The sequence below is a fragment of the Bacillus sp. EU63 genome, from assembly GCF_038592915.1.
GTDB lineage: Bacteria > Bacillota > Bacilli > Bacillales > Bacillaceae > Bacillus > Bacillus velezensis.
This window is the reverse complement of the sequence record NZ_CP151944.1, coordinates 241757-263962: the sequence shown is the minus strand read 5'-3', so window position 1 is coordinate 263962 and position 22206 is coordinate 241757. Positions and strand designations below refer to the sequence as shown.

The following is a 22206-nucleotide window of genomic DNA, read 5'->3' as shown; positions in this document are numbered from 1 at the left end:
TTTTAACAAAAATAACTTCAGAGGGCTTGGTTTACGGCGAAAAAAGAATATGGAAGAAAAAAAAGACCCCGGGATATTCTCATTCTCCGGGGCTTTGAAACTGTTAATTTGTATTTTGTCCGCCGCCGTTCAGACCTTCTTTAATCAGCCCGTTTACTTGGCTGTTCATCAAAAGTCCGATGTGTCCGACACCGTGAATCTGCACGTTTTTCCCGCCGATCAGCCGTGACAGCGGGTTCATGACGATTAAGTCCGCTGAGCTGTAAATCGATGTATATAAAATCTTTTGGTTCGGATCAGTCCCCGGAAGCGCCCGGTTGGTCACAAGGCCGTTCGCTCCGCCCAGTGTTACGACGTTTGCGATTTTGTCTCCGCCGTCAAGATTTTTAATGTAATAGAGTGTGTTGGCTCCGCCCATGCTGTGCGCGACGATATCGACTTTACTCGCACCTGTTTCGCTGAGCACTTTTTTCACGTAATTGGACAGTCTCGGCGCATTGTGTCTGTTGTTTCCGGTTTTGTCTAAGAAATCAATGGCGTACATCTCTTTTCTTGACCAGCCTTGGGATGCCAAGTATGTTTTGATTCCCGCGAAGTTAAAGGACGCCCCGCCGATTCCGTGGACCATGACAACAGGGTTATGCCCTGAGGAGGCTTTCGATACGGTCGGCTGGAAGGCAAATACGGAAATGACGGACAGCATACAAACTGTAAGGATGACTAGGATTTTGCTTTTTATATGTTTCATGAACTTTCCTCCTGCTATGTAATATTTTTGCAGTTTTCATTCTATTAGAGGAGAAAAGGAAAAAATAGTTTATTTTTTACTGTTTTCAACAATTAAAAAAAGAGCGGAAAAATGAGAAAGACGCCCCTTTCCCGAAAGCACGCTTATGCTTTAATACGGCATACCAACAAAGGAGAGAACACCCGGTTCTCTACTCCTAGTACTCATTGAAATAGGTTTGAATCCGCTTAGGATCATGCGTTTTTGTCAGCGCAAGCATCAGAAGAATCCGCGCTTTTTGAGGGTTGAGAGAGTTTGAAGCTGTCAAATGGTCTTTTTCATACTCTCGATTAGGTGTTACCGTTCCGTTTCCCGTCCTTGTGGAGCGGACGACCGCCAGCCCGCTTTTGACCGACTTTACGGCGCCTTTTTGGGCCTCATCAGACATTGAGCCGTTTCCCGGGCCTGCAAAAATAATGCCTTGCGCTCCTGATTTTACGGCGGCTTCAAAGAGATAGCTTCCGTCATTTTGATAGCCGTATATAATATCGACCTGCGGCAGTTTATCAAGTTTATCTATCTTGAAATCTGTATCCTTCGTATGCTTTCGGGTCATGATGTTATTAAAATAGACGTCATCAGCAATTGTTCCGATATAACCCATTTCTTCCGATTTGAATGTGTCGGCCGCGGTTGTATTGGTTTTTGTCACATAGCGCGCCGAAGCGATTCTGTCATTTAATACGACAAGCGTCCCCTTGCCTTTCGCATCAGGCGCAGCCGCTGTTTTTACAGCGTTATATAAGTTGGACGGCCCGTCCGCTCCGATCGCCGTGGACGGCCGCATTGACCCGGCGACAACAACGGGCTTGTCACTTTTGACCGTCAGATTGAGAAAGTAGGCGGTTTCCTCAAGTGTGTCTGTTCCATGTGTAATGACAATGCCGTCTGTATCATCAGACTTGAGCAGCTTGTTTACCCGTTTTGCAAGTTTCAGCAGTGTCTCGTTATTCATATTCTGGCTGCCGATATTCACAACCTGTTCTCCGCTCACATGCGCGACCTCTTTTATCTCCGGAACGGCCTGAATCAGGGCATCAACTCCGATTGCCCCCGCCCTGTACTCCGTAGCGGACGTCTTCGAAGGAGCAGCGCCTGCAATTGTGCCGCCGGTGGCAAGAATTTTAATATTCGGAAGTCCGTCTTTTTTCGCAGAGGCTGCGGCTGCCATCTGGGGCGGTGTTTCTTTCGTTTGAGGAGATTGGGAGCAGCCGGCCGCGATGAAGAGCAGAGCCGTGATAAATGTAATGAAGGGCATGAATTGTTTTTTCATTCTTTTCTCTCCTTTTCTTTATTTATGAAGATTTTCCTCTCACCGGTCAACGCGCTTGTCAGGCAACCTTCCGAAGAAAATAACCGTTAAAAATTCTTGACACCGTCATGCGAAATCCAGATAATAGACCAGTCACTATATTTTAAATTTGTCACAAATCAGTAAGGTGGGAACATTATGAGCTATGGAGATTCTCGTGAAAAAATCCTCGCCGCGGCAACCAGGCTGTTTCAGCTTCAGGGGTATTACGGCACGGGACTGAATCAGATTATTAAAGAAAGCGGTGCGCCGAAAGGTTCTCTTTACTATCATTTTCCGGACGGCAAAGAGCAGCTCGCCATTGAGGCTGTCAATGAAATGAGCCATTATATCCGTATGAAAATAAAAGAAAGCCTTGATGCCTATCCTGATCCTGCGGAAAGCATTCAAGCGTTTTTACAGGACTTATCACGGCAATTCACATGTCCGGAGAATTTTGAAGGGTTTCCTGTCGGTTTACTGGCTGCCGAGACTGCTTTAAAGAGCGAAAAGCTCCGGCAGGCCTGTCAAAGCGCTTATCAGGAATGGGAGAATCTGTTCGCGGGCAAATTAAGATCAGCCGGTTTTTCTGATGAGAAAGCGGCGGAAATCAGCACTGTTTTAAATGCCATGATAGAAGGCGGCATCATTGTGTCCTTAGCCAAAAAAGACAAAATGCCGATCCTCCATATTTCTAAACAAATCCCCAACCTGCTGAAGACATAAAATACGAGAGACATGTACGTATAGAAAGAGAGGAGAATGATTTTGGAAAACGCTCAGCCTTCCAAACAATATAAAGTCATGCCGATCATGATTTCTTTGCTGACGGCAGGGTTTATCGGCATGTTCAGTGAAACGGCGCTGAATATCGCCCTGACTGATCTGATGAAGGAGCTACATATCACTCCTGCGACCGTCCAGTGGCTGACGACGGGCTATCTGCTCGTTCTCGGTATTCTTGTGCCGGTATCAGGTCTGCTTTTGCAATGGTTTACGACGAGACAGCTGTTTATCGTTTCACTCGCTTTTTCCATTATCGGCACGCTGATTGCAGCGCTTGCGCCGAGCTTTCCGTTTCTTTTGGCGGCAAGAATCGTGCAGGCTTTAGGAACCGGGCTGCTGCTGCCGCTGATGTTTAATACAATCCTCGTCATCTTCCCGCCGCATAAGCGCGGAGCGGCGATGGGGACGATCGGGCTTGTCATCATGTTCGCTCCTGCGATCGGTCCGACGTTTTCAGGGCTTGTGTTAGAGCATTTGAACTGGCATTGGATTTTCTGGATTTCCCTGCCGTTTCTTGTGTTGGCTCTTTTATTCGGCATCGCCTACATGCAGAACGTGTCTGACATTACAAAACCGAAAATTGACGTGCTTTCCATTATTCTGTCTACGATCGGGTTTGGCGGCATCGTATTCGGATTCAGCAATGCGGGCGAAGGATCAGACGGCTGGTCAAGCCCGACGGTTATCGGTTCACTCACTGTCGGTGCGATCGCGCTCATCTTATTTTCCATCAGGCAGCTGACAATGAAGCAGCCGATGATGAATCTGCGCGCTTTCCGCTATCCGATGTTTGTTCTCGGTGTCGTGATTGTGTTTATCTGTATGATGGTTATCTTATCGACAATGCTCCTATTGCCTATGTATTTACAAAGCGGACTGATGCTGACGGCGTTTACGTCCGGGCTCATCCTGCTGCCGGGCGGTATTTTAAACGGCTTTATGTCTCCGGTGACGGGACGTCTGTTTGATAAATACGGGCCGAAGTGGCTTGTCATTCCCGGATTTGTCATCACGGCAACTGTGCTTTCGTTTTTCTCAAACATTAACGGCGCTTCTACGGCGCTTCTGATTGTCGCGCTTCATACATGCCTGATGATCGGCATTTCCATGATCATGATGCCGGCGCAAACGAACGGCTTAAATCAGCTGCCGCCGGAATTTTATCCGGACGGAACAGCCATTATGAATACGCTCCAGCAGATGGCCGGCGCAATCGGCACTGCGGTGGCGGTCAGCATCATGGCGGCCGGCCAGAAAAATTATATGAGCACCGCGAAAAACCCGAATGATCCTTCCGCATACTCTCACGCGCTGATTGCGGGCGTCCAGCACGCCTTTATCTTCGCGATGATTGTCGCCGTTATCGGCTTGATCAGCGCTTTCTTTATGAAACGGGTCAAAGTGAATCATTCATAAGAAAACAGCAGGCTCCCCGTGAGTCTGCTGTTTTTTTTATATACCGCGCGCTTCAGCCAGTTCATCAATCGCATAGATCAGATCGTCAGCCGTGTTATAGAAATGAGGCGCCAGCCGGATGATTTGTCCGCTGGGTGCGCATACGATGTTTTTCCGCCTCAACAGCGCAGCCGTTTCCGCCGCTTTTTCATCCCGTATGGAAATCATGCCGGGTCTGTCATCGGCAGACGGCGGCCCTGTGAGATTCAGTCCTTTTTCAGAAGCGTATTCATACGCAAATGCGCTGAGTTTTTTTACTTCCCGGTGAATGCGGTCTGTGCCGGCATCGTTTAATAGAGATAAAGCCGCCTGTGCCGCATATATGCTGATAAATGCCGGGGTCCCGGTCTCAAAGCGTTTGGCTCCGTCCGCATAAGAAAAACGGGTTAAATCCAGCATCGACGCCCGCTGCTGCCCGAACCACCCGGTGACTTTCGGCTTCAGCCGTTCGGCAAGTTCCTTTCTGACATAAAGAAACGCCGTTCCCGGTATGCCGAGCATATACTTTCTCGCACCCGCGGCCAGCATATCAACTCCCCATTCTTTTACATCAATCGGGATGTGCCCCGCCGATTGATAAGCATCGACAAAAAGAAGCGATCCCTTCTTTGCGGATATCTCGGCAATGCGCTTCATATCCTGGACAAACCCCGACGTATATGACACATGGGGCACACAGGTGAAAAGCGTCTGTTCCGATATGTACGTCTCATACCGCTCTAGCGGGATCATTCCATCTTCAGACGGCACGACTGAAAGCTCCATCTCAGTCTGTGCCTTCAAAATGTGGGCGATCGCCGGAAAATCCAATTCCGTATACACCGCCTGTTTCTTTCGGCAATCCGGTAAAGCGGAAACGACGGCAGAGACAGCAGCCGTTACTGAAGGTAAAACGGCGATTTCTTCAGGATGGGCGCCGATCAATTTCGCAAATTCACACCTTGCCTGCTCCGTACGTCCAATGGCTTCTTCCCAGTTTCCGCCATGCTGAAGCAGGCTTTCCTGGTAGTCATTGATCGCTTTTGAAACCGGCAGGGCAAGAGCGCTTTGAGAGCAGCTGGCGAGCATCGTATGTGTGCGGAGCGCCGGAAATAAAGATCGGTATTGCATCAGAGGCGAATTCAAGACATGTTTCCCCCTTCGGCAGGAATATATGTCCATTATAGAGTATGGTAAAAAGAAAAGGAGGGTTTTATATGGAGAAAAAAGTATTGCTGACAGGCTTTGACCCCTTCGGCGGGGAAACGGTCAATCCTTCATGGGAAGCGGTCAAACGGCTGGACGGTGCCGCTGAGGGCCCCGCCTCTATCGTATCTGAACAAGTGCCGACCGTTTTTTATAAGTCCCTTGCCGTGCTGCGCGAGGCGATCAAAAAGCATCAGCCTGACATTATCATCTGTGTCGGACAGGCAGGCGGCAGAATGCAGATCACGCCGGAACGGGTCGCGATCAATCTCAATGAGGCGCGCATACCGGATAACGAAGGAAACCAGCCTGTCGGGGAAAACATTTCTCAAGACGGTCCCGCGGCCTATTGGACCGGCCTTCCGATCAAACGGATCGTTGAGGAAATCAAAAAGGAAGGCATTCCCGCGGCTGTATCCTACACGGCGGGGACGTTTGTATGCAATCACCTCTTTTACGGCCTGATGGATGAAATCGCCTGCCATCATCCCCACATCCGCGGCGGGTTTATACACATCCCGTACATTCCGGAGCAAACTTTGCAGAAGTCTGCGCCGAGCCTCAGCCTGGATCTCGTGACAAAAGCGCTCAAAATCGCCGCGGTGACCGCCGCGGCGCATGAGGACGATATTGAGACCGGCGGAGGCGAACTTCACTAAGCTGCAGACAGCGCCTCGGCCCATTTCTTCCGGTAAACGATGCGGGACAGCGTCACACTGATTTCATAGAGGACGAGCAGCGGAATCATGACGAGAAAGTCAGACATAAAATCCGGAGGCGTAATCAGCACAGAGACGACGATCAGCACAAAATACGAAAGCTTCCGCGCCTTTGCCAGCCGGGTTGGATTCACGATTCCGAGCCGTGTCAGAAACATGACGGCCAGAGGCATTTCAAACAAAAATCCGAACGGCAATGTAAGATTCAGCATAAAGGTAAAATACTTGTCCGCCGTAAATACCATGTCAAAATGGCCGGCGGATAATTGTGTTAAAAATCCGAGCACAATCGGAAACAGCACAAAATACCCGAAGGAAATTCCGATGATAAACAAAACCGAAAGCCCCGGAATGTAAAGCAAAGCGGCGCGGCGTTCAAACGGGGTCAAAGCCGGCGCCGTAAAACGCCAGAGCTGAAAGGCCGCAACCGGAATCGTTGCCGTAAGGGCGCATATTCCCGCAATCATCATATACACCCATAAAATCTCGCTCGGCCCTAAAACGGCCAGCCTGCCATCCAAATCCTTGATCAGCCAGTCATAAATATCCTGCACAAACCAGCAGGCGCCGATAAAACACACGAGAAAGGCGATAACGGTTTTAATGAGACGCTGCCGGACTTCCTCTATATGCCCGACCAAGTGGGTTTCTTTTTTATCCAATCGTACATCCTCCTTATAGAGAAAGAGGCAGAAGCGGATTCGTCTGCCCCCATGTCAGGATTCAGCCTGCCGTTTTGTCTTTCTCAGCCGTCTGCTTGTCCGGCTCTTCATTTGAGACCAGTGTTTTTGCGGCGCTTTTAAATTCAAGCAGCGTGCGGCCGGCGGCACGGCCGATTTCCGGAAGCTTTGAAGGTCCGAAAATGATGAGAGCGATGACGAAGATCAGGATCAACCCGGGAATGCCGATATTTGAAAACATGAGTGTGCCTCCTTATTGTGAGATTTTGGCCCGTTTCTTTCTCATTTGCTTTTCATGCGCATTGTTATGGGCGAAGAAACGATCCTCTTCCACCTCGTTTGACTGCTTTAAACCGCCTGCAACCGCCGCTTGAGAGACCTTCCGAATCCCCGTCTGGTCTTTCTGATAAATGAATGAAGCCCGCGTGGATACCTCAGCCCCCGGCTCCGTCACGTACGGCACCACTCTGTAATCCGCTCTCCATTGGGCAGGGGTCACCGTACAGCGGACATAGCCGCGGTAATCGTTGAAAAACTTAATATGCGGGTTTTGTTTTAAGATCTGATCCGTATCGGCCCGTTTATCCGCCCCGTTTCCTCCAGATGTAATGGAAGTCCCGACGAATTCGGCTCCGAAAATCTTTGAATTCGTTTGGTTAAAATCGGTATGCAGGTTTGACGCCCAGCTTGCGTGAACATCACCCGTCAGCACGATGACATTGTTCAGGTTTTTGCTTTTTATAAAATTGATGACCCGCTCCCGCTGCGCCGGGTAGCCGTCCCATGAATCCATGCTGTATATCGGATTGGCGGTTGTTCCGAAATTCCATTGCGCGAAAAAGATTTGCTGCGCCAGCACATTCCACTTCGCTTTTGAGGCGGCTAAATTGCCGAAGAGCCATTGCTCCTGTTCTGTCCCCATCAATGTACGCTTCGGGTCTCTCCACTCATCAGAAGGCGGCTTATTCCCGTCGCCGTTGGCCTGATCATCTCTGTACTGTCTTGTATCAAGCACATTGAACAATGCCAAATTGCCATAAGAAAATTGCCTGTACAGCCGCATATCAGGACCGTTCGGCAATGACATGCGCCTGAGCGGCATGTGTTCATAATAAGCCTGATAAGCGGCGGCCCTCCTGAGCACAAACGCTTCCACGGATTGGCCTTTTTCAGGGATAATATTGGCATAATTGTTTTCCACCTCATGATCGTCCCACGTCACGACCCACGGAAATGCGGCGTGGGCGGCTTTCAGATTGGCATCAGAGCGGTATTGGGCATGACGGTTGCGGTAATCTGACAGTGTATACACTTCAGCGCTGCTGTGCGTCCTGACATTTCCTGTTTTTGACACATATTCGTTCGGTCCGTATTCATAAATGTAATCTCCGAGATGGAACACGAGATCAAGCTTTTCCTTCGCCATATGTTTATACGCCGTATAATAGCCGTGTTCATACTGCTGGCATGAGGCAAATGCAAACGTCATGGCGGATACGTCAGCGCCGGGAGCGGGCAGCGTTTTCGTCCGGCCGACGGGACTGAGCTCATGCCCGCTTTTAAACCGGTAATAGTACACTTTATTGGGCTTGAGCCCGTCCGCCTCGACATGGACGGAGTGTCCGAGATTCGGCTTGGCCATTTCCGTTCCGCGTTTGACGATGTGACGGAAATGTTCATCAGTAGCGATTTCCCATTTTACCGGCACGGCCTGCTTCGGCATGCCGCCCCCATTCAGCGGGTCCGGGGCAAGACGCGTCCAGAGAATGACGCTGTCAGACAGCGGGTCGCCGGAGGCTACGCCGAGGGTGAACGGATAGTTTGAAAATTTCGGAGCGGCATTCACTTCAAACGCGCCGATGGATTGCGCGATCGCTAACCCGAGGGAAAGACCGGCGATTTTCCCGGCGCCCTGTATAAATGCGCGGCGGTCAAACGTATTGTTCTGAAAGCTTTTGTTCTCCAATTCCTTGATCCATTCATCTAAACGGCCGTCATGTGTCATGTCAGTTCCCCTTTCGTCTCATTGATCGCCCTTATTATAAAAAAGAAATGTTAAACCGCTATGAAGAAGTGTGAAGGGTTTGTAAGGCTGAAAAATGGACGGCGGGAGACATTTTTCACATTGTTTCGACAAACCTTGCCCCGCCGGGAGAAAACCCCCTCTGTTTCTTTTTGGCTTGTCATCCGTCAAGCGCACTTTTTTCCTATTTTTCTTCACAAAACATTAAAAAAACACCGTTCATTCTAAGAACGGTGCGCCCGGGATTAAAATGTATTGTACACGTTTTCGCACGTCTCACCTGTCGGCTGATAGAAGCAGTGGGATCTGAATCTGGCGACAAACGGCTGGCCATACCAAGTCTGCGGGCAGTTGCCCGGCGGCTTAAAATACCACAGGCTGAATTTAGCCGGCCAAAACCGTTCTCCGTTAATGTTCCTGCGGGCAAGCCTCCGCTCGGATTCACGCGGTCTCTGGTAAAAGTATCCGTGAGTCACCGCTTCAAACGCGTGCGGCTGAAACACCATCTGCCTGATGGTGCGCAGGCCTTTAAAATCAGAACAATTCGCCCGCACCCTATTGATTCCCACATTGCCGACCAAAAGCATTCCCTGCTTCCCTTCGCCTTCCGCTTCCGCCCTGAGCAGCCTTGCCATTAGATCGACATCGGCGCTCGACGCTTTTACGACTGCCATCATGACACCTCCCGTATTTTCTCCTTTCATCATATTCAGCAGCGGCCCAGTGATGACAGCCAAAAGCCAGAAAACAAATGTTCACGAAAAAAGGGTTTATATTTCACGTTATGAGGAAACATACTAACATGATTTCCATAAGGAGGAATTCGCATGGAACACATTAAAGCGCTTGCCATTAAAGGCATTATGACCATCATTATTCTGTATCTGATACTCGGCTTAGGTTTTCGCTTTACATTCGGCGACGTGCTGCTGATGACCATTGTGCTGGGAGCCGTTTCCTACTTTACGGGCGACTTGTACGTGCTTCCGAGATGGAATAATATCACGGCGGCGTCCGCTGATTTCGGAATCGCGTTTCTTGTTGTCTGGCTGATGGGAATGCCGCTGTCCATGGGCATTTCCGGGGGAAGACTGGCGTTTGCCGCCCTTATTTCCGCCGTCATCATCGCCGTCGGAGAATATTTTTTCCATATCTATCTGATGAGAAAAGACTTGGGCGGGTCCCGTTTTTTAGAACCCCGGTCCGAATAACGTAAAAAAGGCCGGATAACGGCCTTTTTCGTTTGATTTCACTAATCAATATGCTTTCTGATAAAATGCAGCAGCGTGTTTCCTTGAGCCGTCAATATGACGCCCTTCGCGCCGCACTTCGGACAGGGCGTCCCTTCCTTCTCCTGGCCGGTTCCTTCACAATGCGGACACGTGAGCTCAAGATCGTCGGTTGCGATCACCATGAATATCCCTCCTTTTTTGATTGTCTGTCCGTCTCCATTCACTTTCCATGGCCATCACCTCCTTAACAACACAAAAAACCCCGTCCATCAAAGGACGAGGTTTTCGCGGTGCCACCTTTATTAACGGCTGAAGAGCCATTCTCTCAAAAAGTACAGAAACACACGGTTTCAATACTCCTTTCTTGATAACGGGGAAAGAATCCCGGCACCGCCTACTGTCATTTCAGCGCAGCAATTCAGAAGCCCATTTGGCACCGGACGGGGATCGGTTCACAGCGGCCACCGACTCTCTGAACCCCGCGCGCTGATGCGTACTTACTCTTCCTCAGCATTGTTCATCCGTTCTTTTATTTTAAAATGTATCATACGCTGTCATCCGGCGGAAGTCAATAACCTTTCGGATTGGACAGGCCGAGCATGTCCCGCGCCATTTGCATATGCTCCTCTTGCCCCGTCTGAAGCGCGAATTTCGCCGTTTCCACGGGATAAGCGGCCTGCCATTCTGTCACATGCTCCTGCATTTTCGGCCAGACGCGCCCGCCTTCAGCTTCGTAGCTCTTCATCAGCCGTTTTGTTTCTTTTTCTCCTAATATCACTTGATAAAGGACAAAATCCTTGGCCGGATCGGCAACCTTTGCCTCCGTCCAATCGAGGAGACCCGTCACACGCTGATTTTCGCCGATCAAAATATGCGGAGGATGCAAGTCGCCATGGATCAGCGCGGAAAAATCAGGCCAGTACGAACTGTCATTTATCCACGTTTGCCATCTTTTCCAAAGCGGCTCTGAGACCCCGATTTCTTTTTTTATGTGATCCATTGATTCCGCCGCCCTTTGCCTGACGTCATCCGGTTTTATGATTTCAATTCCGGATCTGGAGGCCGCATCCGGGTCTGCCCCGTGCAGCTCAGCTAATGACGCGGCAAGCGAGCCGACAAAACCGTCTGAAGGCGGCTCGTGTTCCATATTCCAGACATACTGTTTCTTATCCAGATCAATTGCGGCAGCGGGTATTCCGTCCAGTTTCGGATAAGCGATCAGTTCCGGTGTATGAATCCGCCAATCGGGCACTGCTACCGCGGCATGGCTGCGGAGAAACGCGAGAACGCCGCTTTCTGCAGCCGCTCTATCGATAACATCGGGACGGCGCGGCTTTCGGAGCACCCATGTCATGCCGCTGTCATCTTCAGCAAATACGACTTGGAAGTCCATACCCGTTTCATTTATGTCCGCCCCTTCATACTTTAACCGTAAGCCATTTTCCTTTGCGATGTTCAGAACGGTTTCTATTTCCCTTTGTTTTGTCATTTCGTTTCCCCATTTCCCTTATTGACTGACACAGAGCTTCGCCTGAGGCGGAGGAGAAAGAGATATGTGAAGACGCCAAAAAGAGGGCGGCATAATCGCCGCCCCCTCACTATTACTTCAGGTTCCTTTATTCAGGCAGACAATCCCGGTTTCCTCCGCGCTCAAGGCAGAGACATTGACACTATTTTATTAGTGCGAAAACCGGATTTTGACTTGCCATCAGGACCCCTCCGTTCTTTCTTAGTTAACATTATTTTACACAAAAACCTTATATATGTAAACCTTATTTATCAGCTTACCGGCTGCCTCCGCTGACAAATTTTGATCCTTCACGTAAATCTTTCGCCTCCAAAAAAAAGACGTGAATGAATTTTTTCATATTCACTTTAACCGGAGAAAGCGGCACGGTTTCCTTAGCCTGCATTTCTTTCATTCTCTTGCTGACAGCGGGGAAATCAAAGAATTTCGAGGCGTAATATTCAAATTTGGGGTTTGAAAAATCAGTTGTGCCCAATGAGGCGAAATGGTTTAACGAATGAATGACGGCCCTTCTGATCCGCTGTTCCGAGGCTTTGATTTCTCTGTTAACCTCAGCTTGTGCCGCCGCAGGCCCCAGCTTCCGGATGGCGGCGTTTGTAAACATCTGCTTTAAAGACGGGATGTTTCTTTCCGCCTGTTCATCCTCAAATAAATAGTGAAGGACGGCCATGAGGTCATGCGCCCCGCTTTCTCCCACGATGCCTAATTCCGATAAAAGAAATTTTCCTGTTTCTTTGATTGATTTCTCGCGCACACTCCCTGGCCCGCTTTTTTTCGGCTCATTCCGCTGAATAAGACGGCTTAACGAGTGTTGGATGTCGCCGATCGACGTTTCCAGTTCAATCCGCTCTTTTACTTTTCGCAAAACGGTGACGATCTCGATTTTGTTGATCGGTTTATGGATAAAGTATTCGATGCCGAGAGAATAAGCTTCTCCCACCATTTCCTTTGCCTCCACCTGCGATATCATCACTGCTTTTCCGTTGTACGACCCCTGAAGATGCCGGATCGTCTCAATCCCGTCCCGACCCGGCATCAGCAGATCAATTAATAAAATATCGACTTGTTTGAAATGGAGATAATGCCCTTCAATCTGGCTTCCGTCCTCTGCCTCACCGACGACTTCGCCTAAGTCCTCGTCCTCAATCATCTGTTTTAAAATGGAACGGATCGCCCGGTCATCATCAGCTATAAAAAAACGCATATTATGAGTTCATCCTTTCTGCAATCAAATGCTTCACCGGCAGTTTAATCGTAAATATGACGCCTTTTGGCTTGTTATGAAAGGAAATGTCTCCGTCAAGTTCGGTTACGATTTCCTTCACGTATGAAAGCCCAATGCCCGTTGAAGGTGTGCCGAATTCATCGTATTTGGACGTAAATCCGGGATCATAGATTACCTCTCCGATTTTTTCCGGGATGCCGGGACCGTCATCTTCCGCCTCAAATTCGGCCATCTCCCCCTCAGCCCTGCGCAGCGCGAGGCGGATCTCACCCCTGTCACCCATGGCTTCGACGGCATTGGCGGTCAGGTTATTTAAGATCGACAGGACGGTAAAGACGTGATAATCGGGGTGTTCTCCTTCAATCACGCTTTTGAATTGAATGTCTTTGCCTAAAGATTCGGCGTATTTTTCATTGATGCGGATAACGAGGCCGACCAGATCGGCGGCATTCATGTAATCCCGGAATCTCTCATTTGAAATCAGCTTCGACAGACCGGCGAATATTCGCTGATTGTCTTTTTTCACTTCATGAATTTCTCCCGCAAGGCGCAGCATTCGGCTCCCGAGCTCCCGGTCGTTCCCGCTCATTTCCCGATACAGCTGATAGGATTCTTTCGTCACATGCTCCGTCGTTTTTAACGTTTTTTTCAGATGAATCGTTTCTTCATATAAGTTAGACACAATCATCAGCATGTGCTCATGCTGCTTTCTCGTTTGTTTTTCCCTGACCTGAGATTCGTGCAGCTTCATCACGTTGAAAAAACTCAGCACAATAAATGTGTGAGAAACAGCGATAACCGCAATATCCGCCAGCTTGTCCGGCATCATAATCTGCTTGCCGCCGGAAAACTGAACCGTCATTTCAACGGCATCGGACGCCATTTCAATGAGAAAACTGAGAAACCCGATCATGAGCGGCCGATCCCAAAAAAGCCTGACCTTCAGCACATAAAACAAACAGGCATATGTAAAGTAAAAAAAGAAACTGGGATATTGGCTGAAAAAAGCCGCCGTAAATCCGGCATGCTCTCCCCCCCAGCACGCCAGGCCGATCCGGAATGCCACAACGGCTGCACCTGTCAACAGCCCTGACAATACCGCCGGCACATGCCGAAGCAGCAGAAGAAAAAAGAAAAAAGCCGGGGCGCCGAAGCTGATCCGATATACCTCATTCAGGGGGTAAAATTTCAGTTCCCCCGCCAGCGGCACGGTGATCAGCATAAGGGCGAAAAGATAGCCGTCTTTTTTCAGTAAATAGTCGAGCCTGATCACAATCACTTCCTTCTTCTGTCTATTTTGAACAAGACCGATACAGTCCGCAAATTTCTTTAGACCCGAATGGCGGGACGCTCCGGCTGATTTATAAATCTATCGGCTTATTTTAAGAATGATTTTGTCGTATTTTGTATGATTCTGTAGATGTCATTATACATTAACATGGAACACGCTATTTTTGAAAACGTTTTCCAAGACCGGTTTCCGCTTCGGACAGGCTTGCAATAGAGGAGGAATGTTATGAAAGATATGGTCAGAGAGCGCCTTGAAAAAGAGGAACTGGCTTCACTTTTACAAGATTGGGTCGAGCATTACCGACCGTTTTCCGTCAATGGAAAAAGCGCAAATTATATACCCGCCCTCGGAGAAATCAACGACTCTCAGCTGGGCATTTGTATATTAGAGCCGGATGGCTCAATGATTCATGCCGGTGAATGGAATGTGCCGTTCACATTGCAGAGCATCTCAAAAGTCATCAGCTTTATTGCCGCCTGCATGTCCAGAGGCATTCCTTATGTGCTGGATCGTGTGGACGTGGAACCGACGGGTGATGCGTTTAATTCTATCATCCGGCTTGAAATCCATAAACCCGGGAAGCCCTTCAATCCGATGATCAATGCCGGCGCCATTACCGTCGCCTCGCTGCTTCCGGGTGAAACGGCGCATAATAAATTAGAATATCTCTTTTCCGTTTTTGAAAAATTAATAGGAAAACGGCCTCACATTCACGAGGAGGTCTTCCGTTCTGAATGGCAGACCGCACATCGGAACAGAGCGCTCGCCTACTATTTAAAAGAAACGAACTTTCTCGAGGCGGATGTGGAAGAAACGCTTGAAGTGTATTTAAAGCAGTGCGCCATGGAGAGTACAACCGAGGACATCGCTTTAATCGGATTGATACTTGCCCATGACGGCTACCATCCGATCCGACGGGAACAGGTCATTCCGAAAGATGTCGCGAAACTCGCCAAAGCCCTGATGCTGACGTGCGGGATGTACAATGCGTCAGGCAAATATGCGGCTTTCGTCGGCGTCCCGGCCAAAAGCGGGGTATCCGGCGGCATCATGGCATTGGTTCCCCCAAGCGCCAGAAGAGAGCAGCCTTTTCATAACGGCTGCGGCATCGGCATTTACGGTCCGGCCATTGATGAATATGGCAACAGCCTGACCGGCGGCATGCTGCTGAAACATATTGCACAGGAGTGGGAGCTCAGTATTTTTTAATCAAATGAACCAAGAGGTGATTGGATGCAGGAATTCCTTGAAAATGTAATCGGCTCGGCAAATGATTTTTTATGGTCAAAACTGTTAATCGTACTGCTTCTTTCTCTGGGACTGTTTTTTACGTTCAGATCAAAGGGTCTGCAAGTCCGCATGCTGAAGGAAATGATCCGGGTTTTGAAGGAAGGCGCGGCCGCCCGGACAAAAAACAGCATTTCCCCGTTTCAGGCATTTTGCATCAGTATGGCGGCGCGTGTCGGAACCGGGAATATTACCGGAATCGCCATTGCGATCGCACTCGGCGGTCCGGGCGCTATTTTCTGGATGTGGATTATCGCAGTCATCGGTTCGGCTTCAAGCTTTGTTGAAAGCACGCTGGCCCAAATTTATAAAGTAAAAGATCAAAACGGATTCCGCGGCGGACCTGCCTATTACATGGAAAAAGGCCTGAAGAAACGCTGGATGGGCGCGCTGTTCGCCGTATTAATCACACTGTCATTCGGGGTTGTTTTTAATTCCGTTCAATCCAATACGATCAGCGTCGCCTTTCAAAACGCATTCGGCACCAGCCGGCTTACATTGGGCATTATTTTAATCTTGGTTTTCGGCGGCGTAATCTTCGGCGGCGTCAAACGAATTGCGAAAATGGCGGAATACATCGTAGTCGTCTTGGCCGTTTTATATATCGGTGTCGCTTTCTTTGTCATTCTGACGAACATCACCCAATTGCCCGGCGTTCTGTCGCTAATCATAAAAAATGCGTTCGGCATTGATCAGGCAGCGGGCGGCGCTTTAGGTGCGGCCTTGATGCAAGGTGTAAGACGCGGGATTTTCTCAAATGAAGCGGGTATGGGAAGCGCTCCGAACGCGGCGGCGACAGCTACGACGAGCCACCCGGTGAAACAGGGGCTCATTCAGGCATTCGGCGTCCTGACGGATACGCTCGTCATTTGTACAAGCACGGCGCTTATCATTTTATTTTCAGACGCTTATCACCAGCCGGGACTGAGCGGCATCGCGCTTTCTCAGGCCGCCTTGAGCGACCATATCGGCGCGTGGGCGTCAGGTTTCCTTGCCGTCTTAATGCTTTTGTTCGGCTTCAGCGCTCTGATGGGCAACTATTATTACGGAGAAACCAATATCGGATTTTTAAGCCAGAATAAAAAATGGCTGTTCATTTACCGCATCTGCGTGCTCGGAATGGTACTGTTCGGCTGTATTTCCAAAGTCCAGCTTGTGTGGGATATGGCTGACTTGTTCATGGGTTTAATGGTGGTCGTGAACTTAATCGCGATTTTCCTTCTGTCGAAAAAAGCGTTTGCCGCTTTGAGCGATTATGCCCGGCAAAAGAAAGCCGGAAAGGACCCCGTCTTTTACAGAGATGTGCTCCCTGATGATGACGGGATCGAATGCTGGGAGTATTCAGATATCGCGAAAAGCGCGAAAGGCAAAAACATTTCCTAAACAAAAGGTGTTCGGGCAGCGTCCTGAACACCTTTTTTCCGCCGGTTCATTGACAAAGAGAATAGCGTCCATTACCCTTTTTATATATTTTCAGTAAAGTCAGAAAGGAAGGCCTATGAATCCCATTACACAAATATTAAATGAATACCCGGTTATGATCATAGACGGCGCGATGGCAACCGAGCTTGAGCGGATGGGCTGTGATTTACATGACGATCTGTGGTCGGCCAAAATTCTTTTGGAGAGACCCGAACTGATCAAACAGGTGCATGCAGAATATTTTGCCGCCGGCGCTGATTGCGCGATCACCGCCAGTTATCAATCGACAATTGAAGGATTTGCAGCGCGCGGCATCCCGGAAACCGATGCGATACGTCTCATTCAGACATCTGTTGAACTTGCCGCACAAGCACGCGATGAATTTTGGGCGCATGAAGAAAACCGTTTACACCGGCCCAAACCTTTGGTCGCCGCTTCTATCGGACCTTACGGCGCGAGCCTCGCTGACGGCTCTGAATATCGCGGGCATTACGGACTGACGGAAGATGAGCTGATCAGCTTTCACCGCCCCCGGATGAAAGCCCTCATAGAATCCGGTGCCGATCTTTTGGCCTGTGAGACCATTCCGTGCCTGTCAGAAGCAAAAGCGATCACAAGGCTGCTGGAGGAATTCCCCGGCACTTATGCATGGATCAGCTTCAGCGCTAAAGACGGACGGCATATCAGCGAAGGCACGCCTATTTCCGAATGCGCGTCCCTGCTTGACTCCTGCAGCCAAATCGCAGCGATCGGCATCAACTGCACACCGATCGAACATATTCCGCCGCTGATAGAAGAAATCAAACGGGCAGCATCCAAACCGATTATCGCCTATCCGAACTCCGGTGAACAATATGACCCGGTGACAAAAACCTGGAAAGGCGCAGCGTGCGAAAACCATTTCGGAAAAAGCGCGCAAAGCTGGTACGAAAACGGCGTGAGCCTGATCGGAGGCTGCTGCCGGACGAAACCCGCGGACATCCAAGCCATTGCCGATTGGGCCAAAACCTTAAAAACAACTTGACTAATCGGAATAGTTTGTATATTCTATTCAAAAAGCCGGTTCGCCGGAATCTCGTGCCGTTCGCCGGCATGAGATTTTTTATTAGAACGGCCCTCGCAGAAAGTTGGAAAAAAATGAACAACAAGAACGAGACGAATTTTCAGAGAAGTATGAAAAGCAGACACCTCTTTATGCTATCACTCGGAGGTGTGATCGGAACGGGGCTGTTTTTAAGCTCTGGGTATACCATTCATCAGGCGGGTCCGGCGGGCACCATTTTCGCTTACCTTTTGGGCGCGGGCATCGTCTATCTTGTCATGCTTTGCCTCGGTGAACTGTCAGTGGCCATGCCGGTGACGGGCGCATTCCACACCTATGCGAAGACCTATATCGGGCCCGCGACGGGCTTTACGGTCGCATGGCTGTACTGGCTGACGTGGGCGGTGGCGCTGGGCTCTGAATTCACGGCGGCCGGGCTCTTCATGCAGCGCTGGTTCCCGCATACTTCAGTTTGGATGTGGAGTGCGGTATTCGCTCTTTTCATCTTTTTATTAAACGCCTTCTCCGTGAAATTTTTTGCTGAATCGGAGTTTTGGTTCTCAAGCATTAAAGTCTTAGCCATCTTACTGTTTATTTTATTGGGCGGAGCGGCGATGTTCGGCCTCGTCCCGATGAAAAGCGGTGAGGCCGCACCTATGCTGTCGAACTTTACGGATGGCGGCAGCCTTTTTCCAAATGGCTTTTTCCCGATACTGATGACGATGCTTTCAGTAAATTTCGCCTTTTCAGGGACGGAATTGATCGGAATCGCCGCCGGGGAAAGCGCCGATCCGGAAAAAACCGTTCCGCGCGCCATTAAGACCACAGTCTGGCGGCTGGCGCTTTTCTTTATCGGAACGATTTTTGTGCTGTCAGGGATGATCTCCATCAAGGAAGCCGGTGTGATTGAAAGCCCGTTTGTCACGGTATTTGACAGAGTCGGCGTGCCTTATGCGGCCGATCTGATGAATTTCGTCATTTTAACGGCGCTTCTGTCCGCGGCCAATTCAGGGCTGTACGCGTCATCACGTATGCTGTGGTCCCTGTCTAAAGAAGGGGAGCTTCATCCCGCCTTTGCCAGGCTGACCTCTAAAGGCATTCCTTTTAACGCTCTGATCTTCAGTATGATCGGCGGCATTCTGTCGTTGTTGTCAAGCGTATTTGCAGCGGATACAGTCTATCTTGTTCTCGTCTCCGTCTCAGGATTTGCGGTAGTGGCTGTGTGGATGAGCATCGCCGCATCGCAATTTTTGTTCAGAAGACGGTTTCTTACAGAAGGGCACCAGCTTTCAGACTTGAAATACAGGACGCCGGGATATCCGGCCGTACCGATAGCGGCCTTTCTCCTGTGCCTCGCCTCCTGTATCGGCATCGCTTTTGATCCGAACCAGGCCATCGCCCTTTATTGCGGAATTGCATTTATGGCCGTTTGCTACACCGCTTATTACTTGAAAAACCGGAAAAGCAGAGCCCGCGTGCAAGCCGTAAAATCCCAATAACCGAAAAAAGAACCCTGCGGCGCAAGGGTTCTTTTTTCATTTATACTTCAACCACCCATCTGAACGAATCCCGCACCTTCCCGACTTGGATGCCGGCAATCGTTTCATAGAGCCTTTCTGACACTTCACCGATCAAACCGTTATTCAGCTCAATCGTTTCTCCGTGAATGTGCAGCGCGCCGACCGGCGAGATGACGGCCGCGGTTCCCGTACCGAATACCTCTGACACCTCGCCTCTCATCGCAGCCTCATAGATGTCATCAATGGCGACCTGTTCTTCCCTGACACGGATGCCCCAGCTTTTTAACAGCTCTATCACAGATGCGCGTGTGATGCCCCCGAGAATGCTTCCGTTTAATGACGGCGTTACGGCCTCTCCGTTTATGATGAAAAAGATATTCATACTTCCTACCTCTTCGGCATATTTCTTTTCCACCCCGTCGAGCCAAAGCACCTGATCATACCCCAGTTCTTCGGCTTTCCGCTGAGCCTGTAAGCTGGCCGCATAATTTCCGGACGTTTTGACGTCGCCCACTCCGCCGGTGACGGCACGCACATACTCATCCTCCACATAAATACGGATCGGTTTCAGCTGATCGCCGTAGTACGAACCGACAGGCGTCAGAACAACCATGAACTTGTAACGCTTTGAAGGCCGGACGCCTAAAGAAGGCTCAGTCGCAATCACAAACGGACGGATATATAAAGAGGTTCCTTTTTCTATCGGTATCCATTCCTGCTCCAGCTCCACCAATTGTATCAATGCTTCCAGCGCCAGCTTCTCGTTAAGAGGCGGCATGCTCATCCGCCGTAACGATTTATTCAGCCGTTTTATATTTTGGTCAGGACGGAACATCAACACCCGGCCGTCTTCTGACCTGTAAGCCTTCAGCCCTTCAAATACGGCCTGCCCGTAATGGAAAACCGATGCGGAAGGGTCAAGGCGGACCGGTTCATAAGGTGTGATTCTCGGATCATGCCACCCTCTCTCCTCTTCGTAATCCATGACAAACATGTAATCTGTGAAGTACTTGCCAAATCCCAATGAAGCGGAATCCGGTTTTTCTTTTCTTGCTGTGACCTTACGTCTTTCAATCAGTTGATTCAACAAAAGCACACCTTTCTTGTAATTGTTTAAATTTTCAGTCTTTTATAAGCTGCCTGTTTTCTCTGTCCCGAATCTTGTATGCACAGATATATGAGAATGCAGTTGACCATATCATATCAAATATACCACTTATAAGAGGATAATTATCAAAATTTTTAATATTTTCAGCAGAAATCTTTCTTTATTCTTATGCTCCTTCATTTTTTTCAATGAGGACTTTCTGTCATATTCAATGATTGCGCTTACATAATGTAAAGCAATCCTTCCTTTCGCACAGTCAATCATGTGACAAATTTATGGCGGAGAGGAAGGTGGTTGCCGCCTGCTTCACGAATTACGTATGAAATGCGCAAGTAAAAGGGGGATTCGCTTGAAAAAATTTATCGCATTCCAGATTTTGATCGCTTTAGCCATCGGAGCATTGATCGGCCATTTCTTCCCGGATTTCGGGATGGCGCTGCGGCCCGTCGGAGACGGATTTATCCGCCTGATTAAAATGATTGTCGTGCCGATCGTGTTTTCAACCATTGTCATCGGAGCCGCCGGCAGCGGCAGTATGAAAAAAATGGGCAGTCTCGGCATCAAAACGATTATTTGGTTCGAAGTGATTACGACGCTTGTTCTGGCGCTCGGTCTGTTATTGGCGAACGTACTGAAGCCGGGAGTCGGACTTAACCTCTCTCATCTTGCTAAAAAAGATATTCACGAGCTTTCCGGCTATACGGAAAAAGTAGTCGACCTGAAACAAATGCTTCTTGATATTATCCCCGTTAACATCATTGACGTTATGGCGAAAAATGATCTTCTCGCCGTCATTTTTTTCGCGATCCTATTCGGTGTTGCCGCAGCCGGCATCGGCAAAGCCTCCGCACCTGTCATGAGTTTCTTCGAATCCACGGCAAATATTATGTTCAAACTGACGCAGATGGTGATGGTCACCGCTCCGATCGGCGTTCTCGCCCTGATGGCCGCCTCAGTCGGACAATTCGGAATCGCGCTTTTGCTCCCGATGCTGAAGCTGATCGGCACTGTGTTTCTCGGGCTGTTCCTGATACTCTTCGTTCTGTTTCCGATCGTGGGGCTTATCTTTAAAATCAAGTACTTTGAAGTGCTGAAAATGATTTGGGATCTGTTTTTGATCGCTTTCTCCACGACAAGCACAGAAACCATTCTGCCTCAGCTGATGGATCGGATGGAGAAATATGGCTGTCCGAAGCGGGTCGTCTCCTTTGTGGTTCCGTCAGGTTTATCGCTGAACTGTGACGGCTCCAGCCTCTATTTATCGGTGTCCTGTATTTTCCTGGCGCAGGCGTTTCATGTGGAGATGCCGCTTTCTCAGCAGCTTCTGATGATGCTTGTGCTCGTCATGACAAGCAAAGGCATTGCCGCCGTCCCGTCAGGCTCACTCGTCGTGCTTCTGGCGACAGCGAATGCGGTCGGTCTCCCCGCGGAAGGCGTCGCCATCATTGCCGGTGTCGACCGCGTCATGGACATGGCGCGGACCGGCGTCAACGTGCCCGGCCATGCGGTCGCCTGCATCGTCGTGTCTAAGTGGGAAAAAGCATTCAAATATAAAGGACCCGTCACGGCAGACCAGACCGCACGGACAGAAAGTATGTAAACACAAAAAAGACCACCTCATTGGT

Annotated in this window: 21 protein-coding genes and 1 other annotated feature; of the genes, 9 read left to right on the top strand and 12 right to left on the bottom strand. The window is 49.5% G+C overall.

What is annotated here, in order from left to right; all coding sequences use genetic code 11:
- Positions 1–103: 103 nt before the first annotated feature.
- The gene (locus NYE38_RS01450) at positions 104–748 is read right to left on the bottom strand and encodes a triacylglycerol lipase (RefSeq protein WP_017419343.1); all 645 of its coding nucleotides are present in this window, start codon (positions 746–748) and stop codon (positions 104–106) included.
- Between the two features lie 196 nt (positions 749–944).
- Positions 945–2060, bottom strand: a complete 1116-nt coding sequence (locus tag NYE38_RS01445; protein WP_017419342.1) for a type II asparaginase — start codon at positions 2058–2060, stop codon at positions 945–947.
- 177 nt (positions 2061–2237) lie between these two features.
- On the opposite strand from NYE38_RS01445, the gene NYE38_RS01440 reads away from it, so the two are divergent.
- On the top strand, positions 2238–2804 hold the full coding sequence (locus NYE38_RS01440; protein ID WP_017419341.1) for a TetR/AcrR family transcriptional regulator: 567 nt from the start codon (positions 2238–2240) through the stop codon (positions 2802–2804).
- Between the two features lie 36 nt (positions 2805–2840).
- Positions 2841–4280 (top strand): lincomycin efflux MFS transporter Lmr(B), encoded by a 1440-nt coding sequence (gene lmr(B), locus NYE38_RS01435; protein ID WP_007609218.1) that lies wholly within the window; start codon positions 2841–2843, stop codon positions 4278–4280.
- 36 nt (positions 4281–4316) lie between these two features.
- Here lmr(B) and NYE38_RS01430 read toward each other — a convergent pair whose 3' ends face one another.
- Entirely contained in the window at positions 4317–5444 is a 1128-nt protein-coding gene (locus NYE38_RS01430) for an aminotransferase class V-fold PLP-dependent enzyme (RefSeq protein ID WP_025650178.1), read from the bottom strand.
- A gap of 71 nt (positions 5445–5515) precedes the next feature.
- On the opposite strand from NYE38_RS01430, the gene pcp reads away from it, so the two are divergent.
- Positions 5516–6163, top strand: a complete 648-nt coding sequence (pcp, locus tag NYE38_RS01425; protein ID WP_017419339.1) for a pyroglutamyl-peptidase I — start codon at positions 5516–5518, stop codon at positions 6161–6163.
- Here the strand turns inward: pcp and tatC are convergent.
- The 4 genes from tatC to NYE38_RS01405 all read right to left on the bottom strand — a co-directional run bounded on the left by tatC (position 6160) and on the right by NYE38_RS01405 (position 9600).
- Positions 6160–6885 carry a twin-arginine translocase subunit TatC gene (gene tatC / locus NYE38_RS01420; RefSeq protein ID WP_252052921.1) on the bottom strand — a complete coding sequence of 242 codons (726 nt, stop codon included), beginning with the start codon at positions 6883–6885 and terminating at the stop codon, positions 6160–6162. The two genes, pcp and tatC, sit on opposite strands and share 4 nt — an antisense overlap.
- A 61-nt stretch (positions 6886–6946) precedes the next feature.
- Positions 6947–7144 carry a twin-arginine translocase TatA/TatE family subunit gene (locus NYE38_RS01415; protein ID WP_003156681.1) on the bottom strand — a complete coding sequence of 66 codons (198 nt, stop codon included), beginning with the start codon at positions 7142–7144 and terminating at the stop codon, positions 6947–6949.
- Between the two features lie 12 nt (positions 7145–7156).
- Positions 7157–8908: an alkaline phosphatase gene (locus tag NYE38_RS01410; protein ID WP_017419337.1), complete on the bottom strand. Its 1752-nt coding sequence runs from the start codon at positions 8906–8908 to the stop codon at positions 7157–7159.
- A gap of 263 nt (positions 8909–9171) precedes the next feature.
- Complete coding sequence (locus NYE38_RS01405; protein ID WP_003156683.1) at positions 9172–9600, bottom strand: cell wall hydrolase; 429 nt, start codon at positions 9598–9600, stop codon at positions 9172–9174.
- Between the two features lie 153 nt (positions 9601–9753).
- Here NYE38_RS01405 and NYE38_RS01400 point away from each other — a divergent pair, with 153 nt between their 5' ends.
- Positions 9754–10137: a DUF2512 family protein gene (locus tag NYE38_RS01400; protein WP_003156684.1), complete on the top strand. Its 384-nt coding sequence runs from the start codon at positions 9754–9756 to the stop codon at positions 10135–10137.
- Between the two features lie 41 nt (positions 10138–10178).
- On the opposite strand, the gene NYE38_RS01395 is transcribed toward NYE38_RS01400, so the two are convergent.
- The 4 genes from NYE38_RS01395 to NYE38_RS01380 form a co-directional block, all read right to left on the bottom strand.
- Positions 10179–10340, bottom strand: a complete 162-nt coding sequence (locus tag NYE38_RS01395) for a tryptophan RNA-binding attenuator protein inhibitory protein (protein WP_014416821.1) — start codon at positions 10338–10340, stop codon at positions 10179–10181.
- Positions 10341–10427: 87 nt separating this feature from the next.
- Positions 10428–10678 (bottom strand) — a binding site (T-box leader).
- A 48-nt stretch (positions 10679–10726) separates the two neighbouring features.
- Complete coding sequence (locus NYE38_RS01390) at positions 10727–11647, bottom strand: macrolide 2'-phosphotransferase (RefSeq protein WP_025650175.1); 921 nt, start codon at positions 11645–11647, stop codon at positions 10727–10729.
- A 295-nt stretch (positions 11648–11942) separates the two neighbouring features.
- Entirely contained in the window at positions 11943–12890 is a 948-nt protein-coding gene (locus NYE38_RS01385; protein ID WP_017419335.1) for a DNA-binding domain-containing protein, read from the bottom strand.
- A gap of 1 nt (position 12891) precedes the next feature.
- Positions 12892–14184, bottom strand: coding sequence for a sensor histidine kinase (locus NYE38_RS01380; protein ID WP_340801439.1), 1293 nt, complete (start codon positions 14182–14184; stop codon positions 12892–12894).
- Positions 14185–14427: 243 nt separating this feature from the next.
- On the opposite strand from NYE38_RS01380, the gene NYE38_RS01375 reads away from it, so the two are divergent.
- The 4 genes from NYE38_RS01375 (at position 14428) to NYE38_RS01360 (ending at position 19452) form a co-directional block, all read left to right on the top strand.
- A complete protein-coding gene (locus NYE38_RS01375) occupies positions 14428–15411 on the top strand; it encodes a glutaminase (RefSeq protein WP_017419333.1) in 984 nt (327 codons plus the stop codon).
- 24 nt (positions 15412–15435) lie between these two features.
- Positions 15436–16872 carry an alanine/glycine:cation symporter family protein gene (locus NYE38_RS01370; RefSeq protein WP_017419332.1) on the top strand — a complete coding sequence of 479 codons (1437 nt, stop codon included), beginning with the start codon at positions 15436–15438 and terminating at the stop codon, positions 16870–16872.
- Positions 16873–16987: 115 nt separating this feature from the next.
- Positions 16988–17935, top strand: coding sequence for a homocysteine S-methyltransferase (gene mmuM / locus NYE38_RS01365; protein WP_017419331.1), 948 nt, complete (start codon positions 16988–16990; stop codon positions 17933–17935).
- Positions 17936–18048: 113 nt separating this feature from the next.
- Positions 18049–19452 carry an amino acid permease gene (locus NYE38_RS01360; RefSeq protein WP_162886252.1) on the top strand — a complete coding sequence of 468 codons (1404 nt, stop codon included), beginning with the start codon at positions 18049–18051 and terminating at the stop codon, positions 19450–19452.
- 40 nt (positions 19453–19492) lie between these two features.
- Here the strand turns inward: NYE38_RS01360 and NYE38_RS01355 are convergent, their stop codons facing one another.
- Positions 19493–20560, bottom strand: a complete 1068-nt coding sequence (locus NYE38_RS01355; RefSeq protein WP_340801444.1) for a branched-chain amino acid aminotransferase — start codon at positions 20558–20560, stop codon at positions 19493–19495.
- 370 nt (positions 20561–20930) lie between these two features.
- On the opposite strand from NYE38_RS01355, the gene gltP reads away from it, so the two are divergent.
- Positions 20931–22181: a glutamate-aspartate/proton symporter GltP gene (gene gltP, locus NYE38_RS01350; RefSeq protein WP_007409006.1), complete on the top strand. Its 1251-nt coding sequence runs from the start codon at positions 20931–20933 to the stop codon at positions 22179–22181.
- Positions 22182–22206: the final 25 nt, after the last annotated feature.

Excerpts from the sequence above, each read along its gene's own strand:
- mmuM (WP_017419331.1), top strand. The coding sequence starts at position 16,988 with ATGAATCCCATTACACAAATATTAAATGAATACCCGGTTATGATCATA.
- NYE38_RS01360 (WP_162886252.1), top strand. The coding sequence starts at position 18,049 with ATGAACAACAAGAACGAGACGAATTTTCAGAGAAGTATGAAAAGCAGA.
- NYE38_RS01395 (WP_014416821.1), bottom strand. The coding sequence starts at position 10,340 with ATGGTGATCGCAACCGACGATCTTGAGCTCACGTGTCCGCATTGTGAA.
- NYE38_RS01445 (WP_017419342.1), bottom strand. The coding sequence starts at position 2,060 with ATGAAAAAACAATTCATGCCCTTCATTACATTTATCACGGCTCTGCTC.
- NYE38_RS01415 (WP_003156681.1), bottom strand. The coding sequence starts at position 7,144 with ATGTTTTCAAATATCGGCATTCCCGGGTTGATCCTGATCTTCGTCATC.
- NYE38_RS01390 (WP_025650175.1), bottom strand. The coding sequence starts at position 11,647 with ATGACAAAACAAAGGGAAATAGAAACCGTTCTGAACATCGCAAAGGAA.
- NYE38_RS01400 (WP_003156684.1), top strand. The coding sequence starts at position 9,754 with ATGGAACACATTAAAGCGCTTGCCATTAAAGGCATTATGACCATCATT.
- NYE38_RS01385 (WP_017419335.1), bottom strand. The coding sequence starts at position 12,890 with ATGCGTTTTTTTATAGCTGATGATGACCGGGCGATCCGTTCCATTTTA.
- NYE38_RS01450 (WP_017419343.1), bottom strand. The coding sequence starts at position 748 with ATGAAACATATAAAAAGCAAAATCCTAGTCATCCTTACAGTTTGTATG.
- pcp (WP_017419339.1), top strand. The coding sequence starts at position 5,516 with ATGGAGAAAAAAGTATTGCTGACAGGCTTTGACCCCTTCGGCGGGGAA.
- NYE38_RS01375 (WP_017419333.1), top strand. The coding sequence starts at position 14,428 with ATGAAAGATATGGTCAGAGAGCGCCTTGAAAAAGAGGAACTGGCTTCA.
- NYE38_RS01370 (WP_017419332.1), top strand. The coding sequence starts at position 15,436 with ATGCAGGAATTCCTTGAAAATGTAATCGGCTCGGCAAATGATTTTTTA.
- NYE38_RS01440 (WP_017419341.1), top strand. The coding sequence starts at position 2,238 with ATGAGCTATGGAGATTCTCGTGAAAAAATCCTCGCCGCGGCAACCAGG.
- NYE38_RS01405 (WP_003156683.1), bottom strand. The coding sequence starts at position 9,600 with ATGGCAGTCGTAAAAGCGTCGAGCGCCGATGTCGATCTAATGGCAAGG.
- NYE38_RS01410 (WP_017419337.1), bottom strand. The coding sequence starts at position 8,908 with ATGACACATGACGGCCGTTTAGATGAATGGATCAAGGAATTGGAGAAC.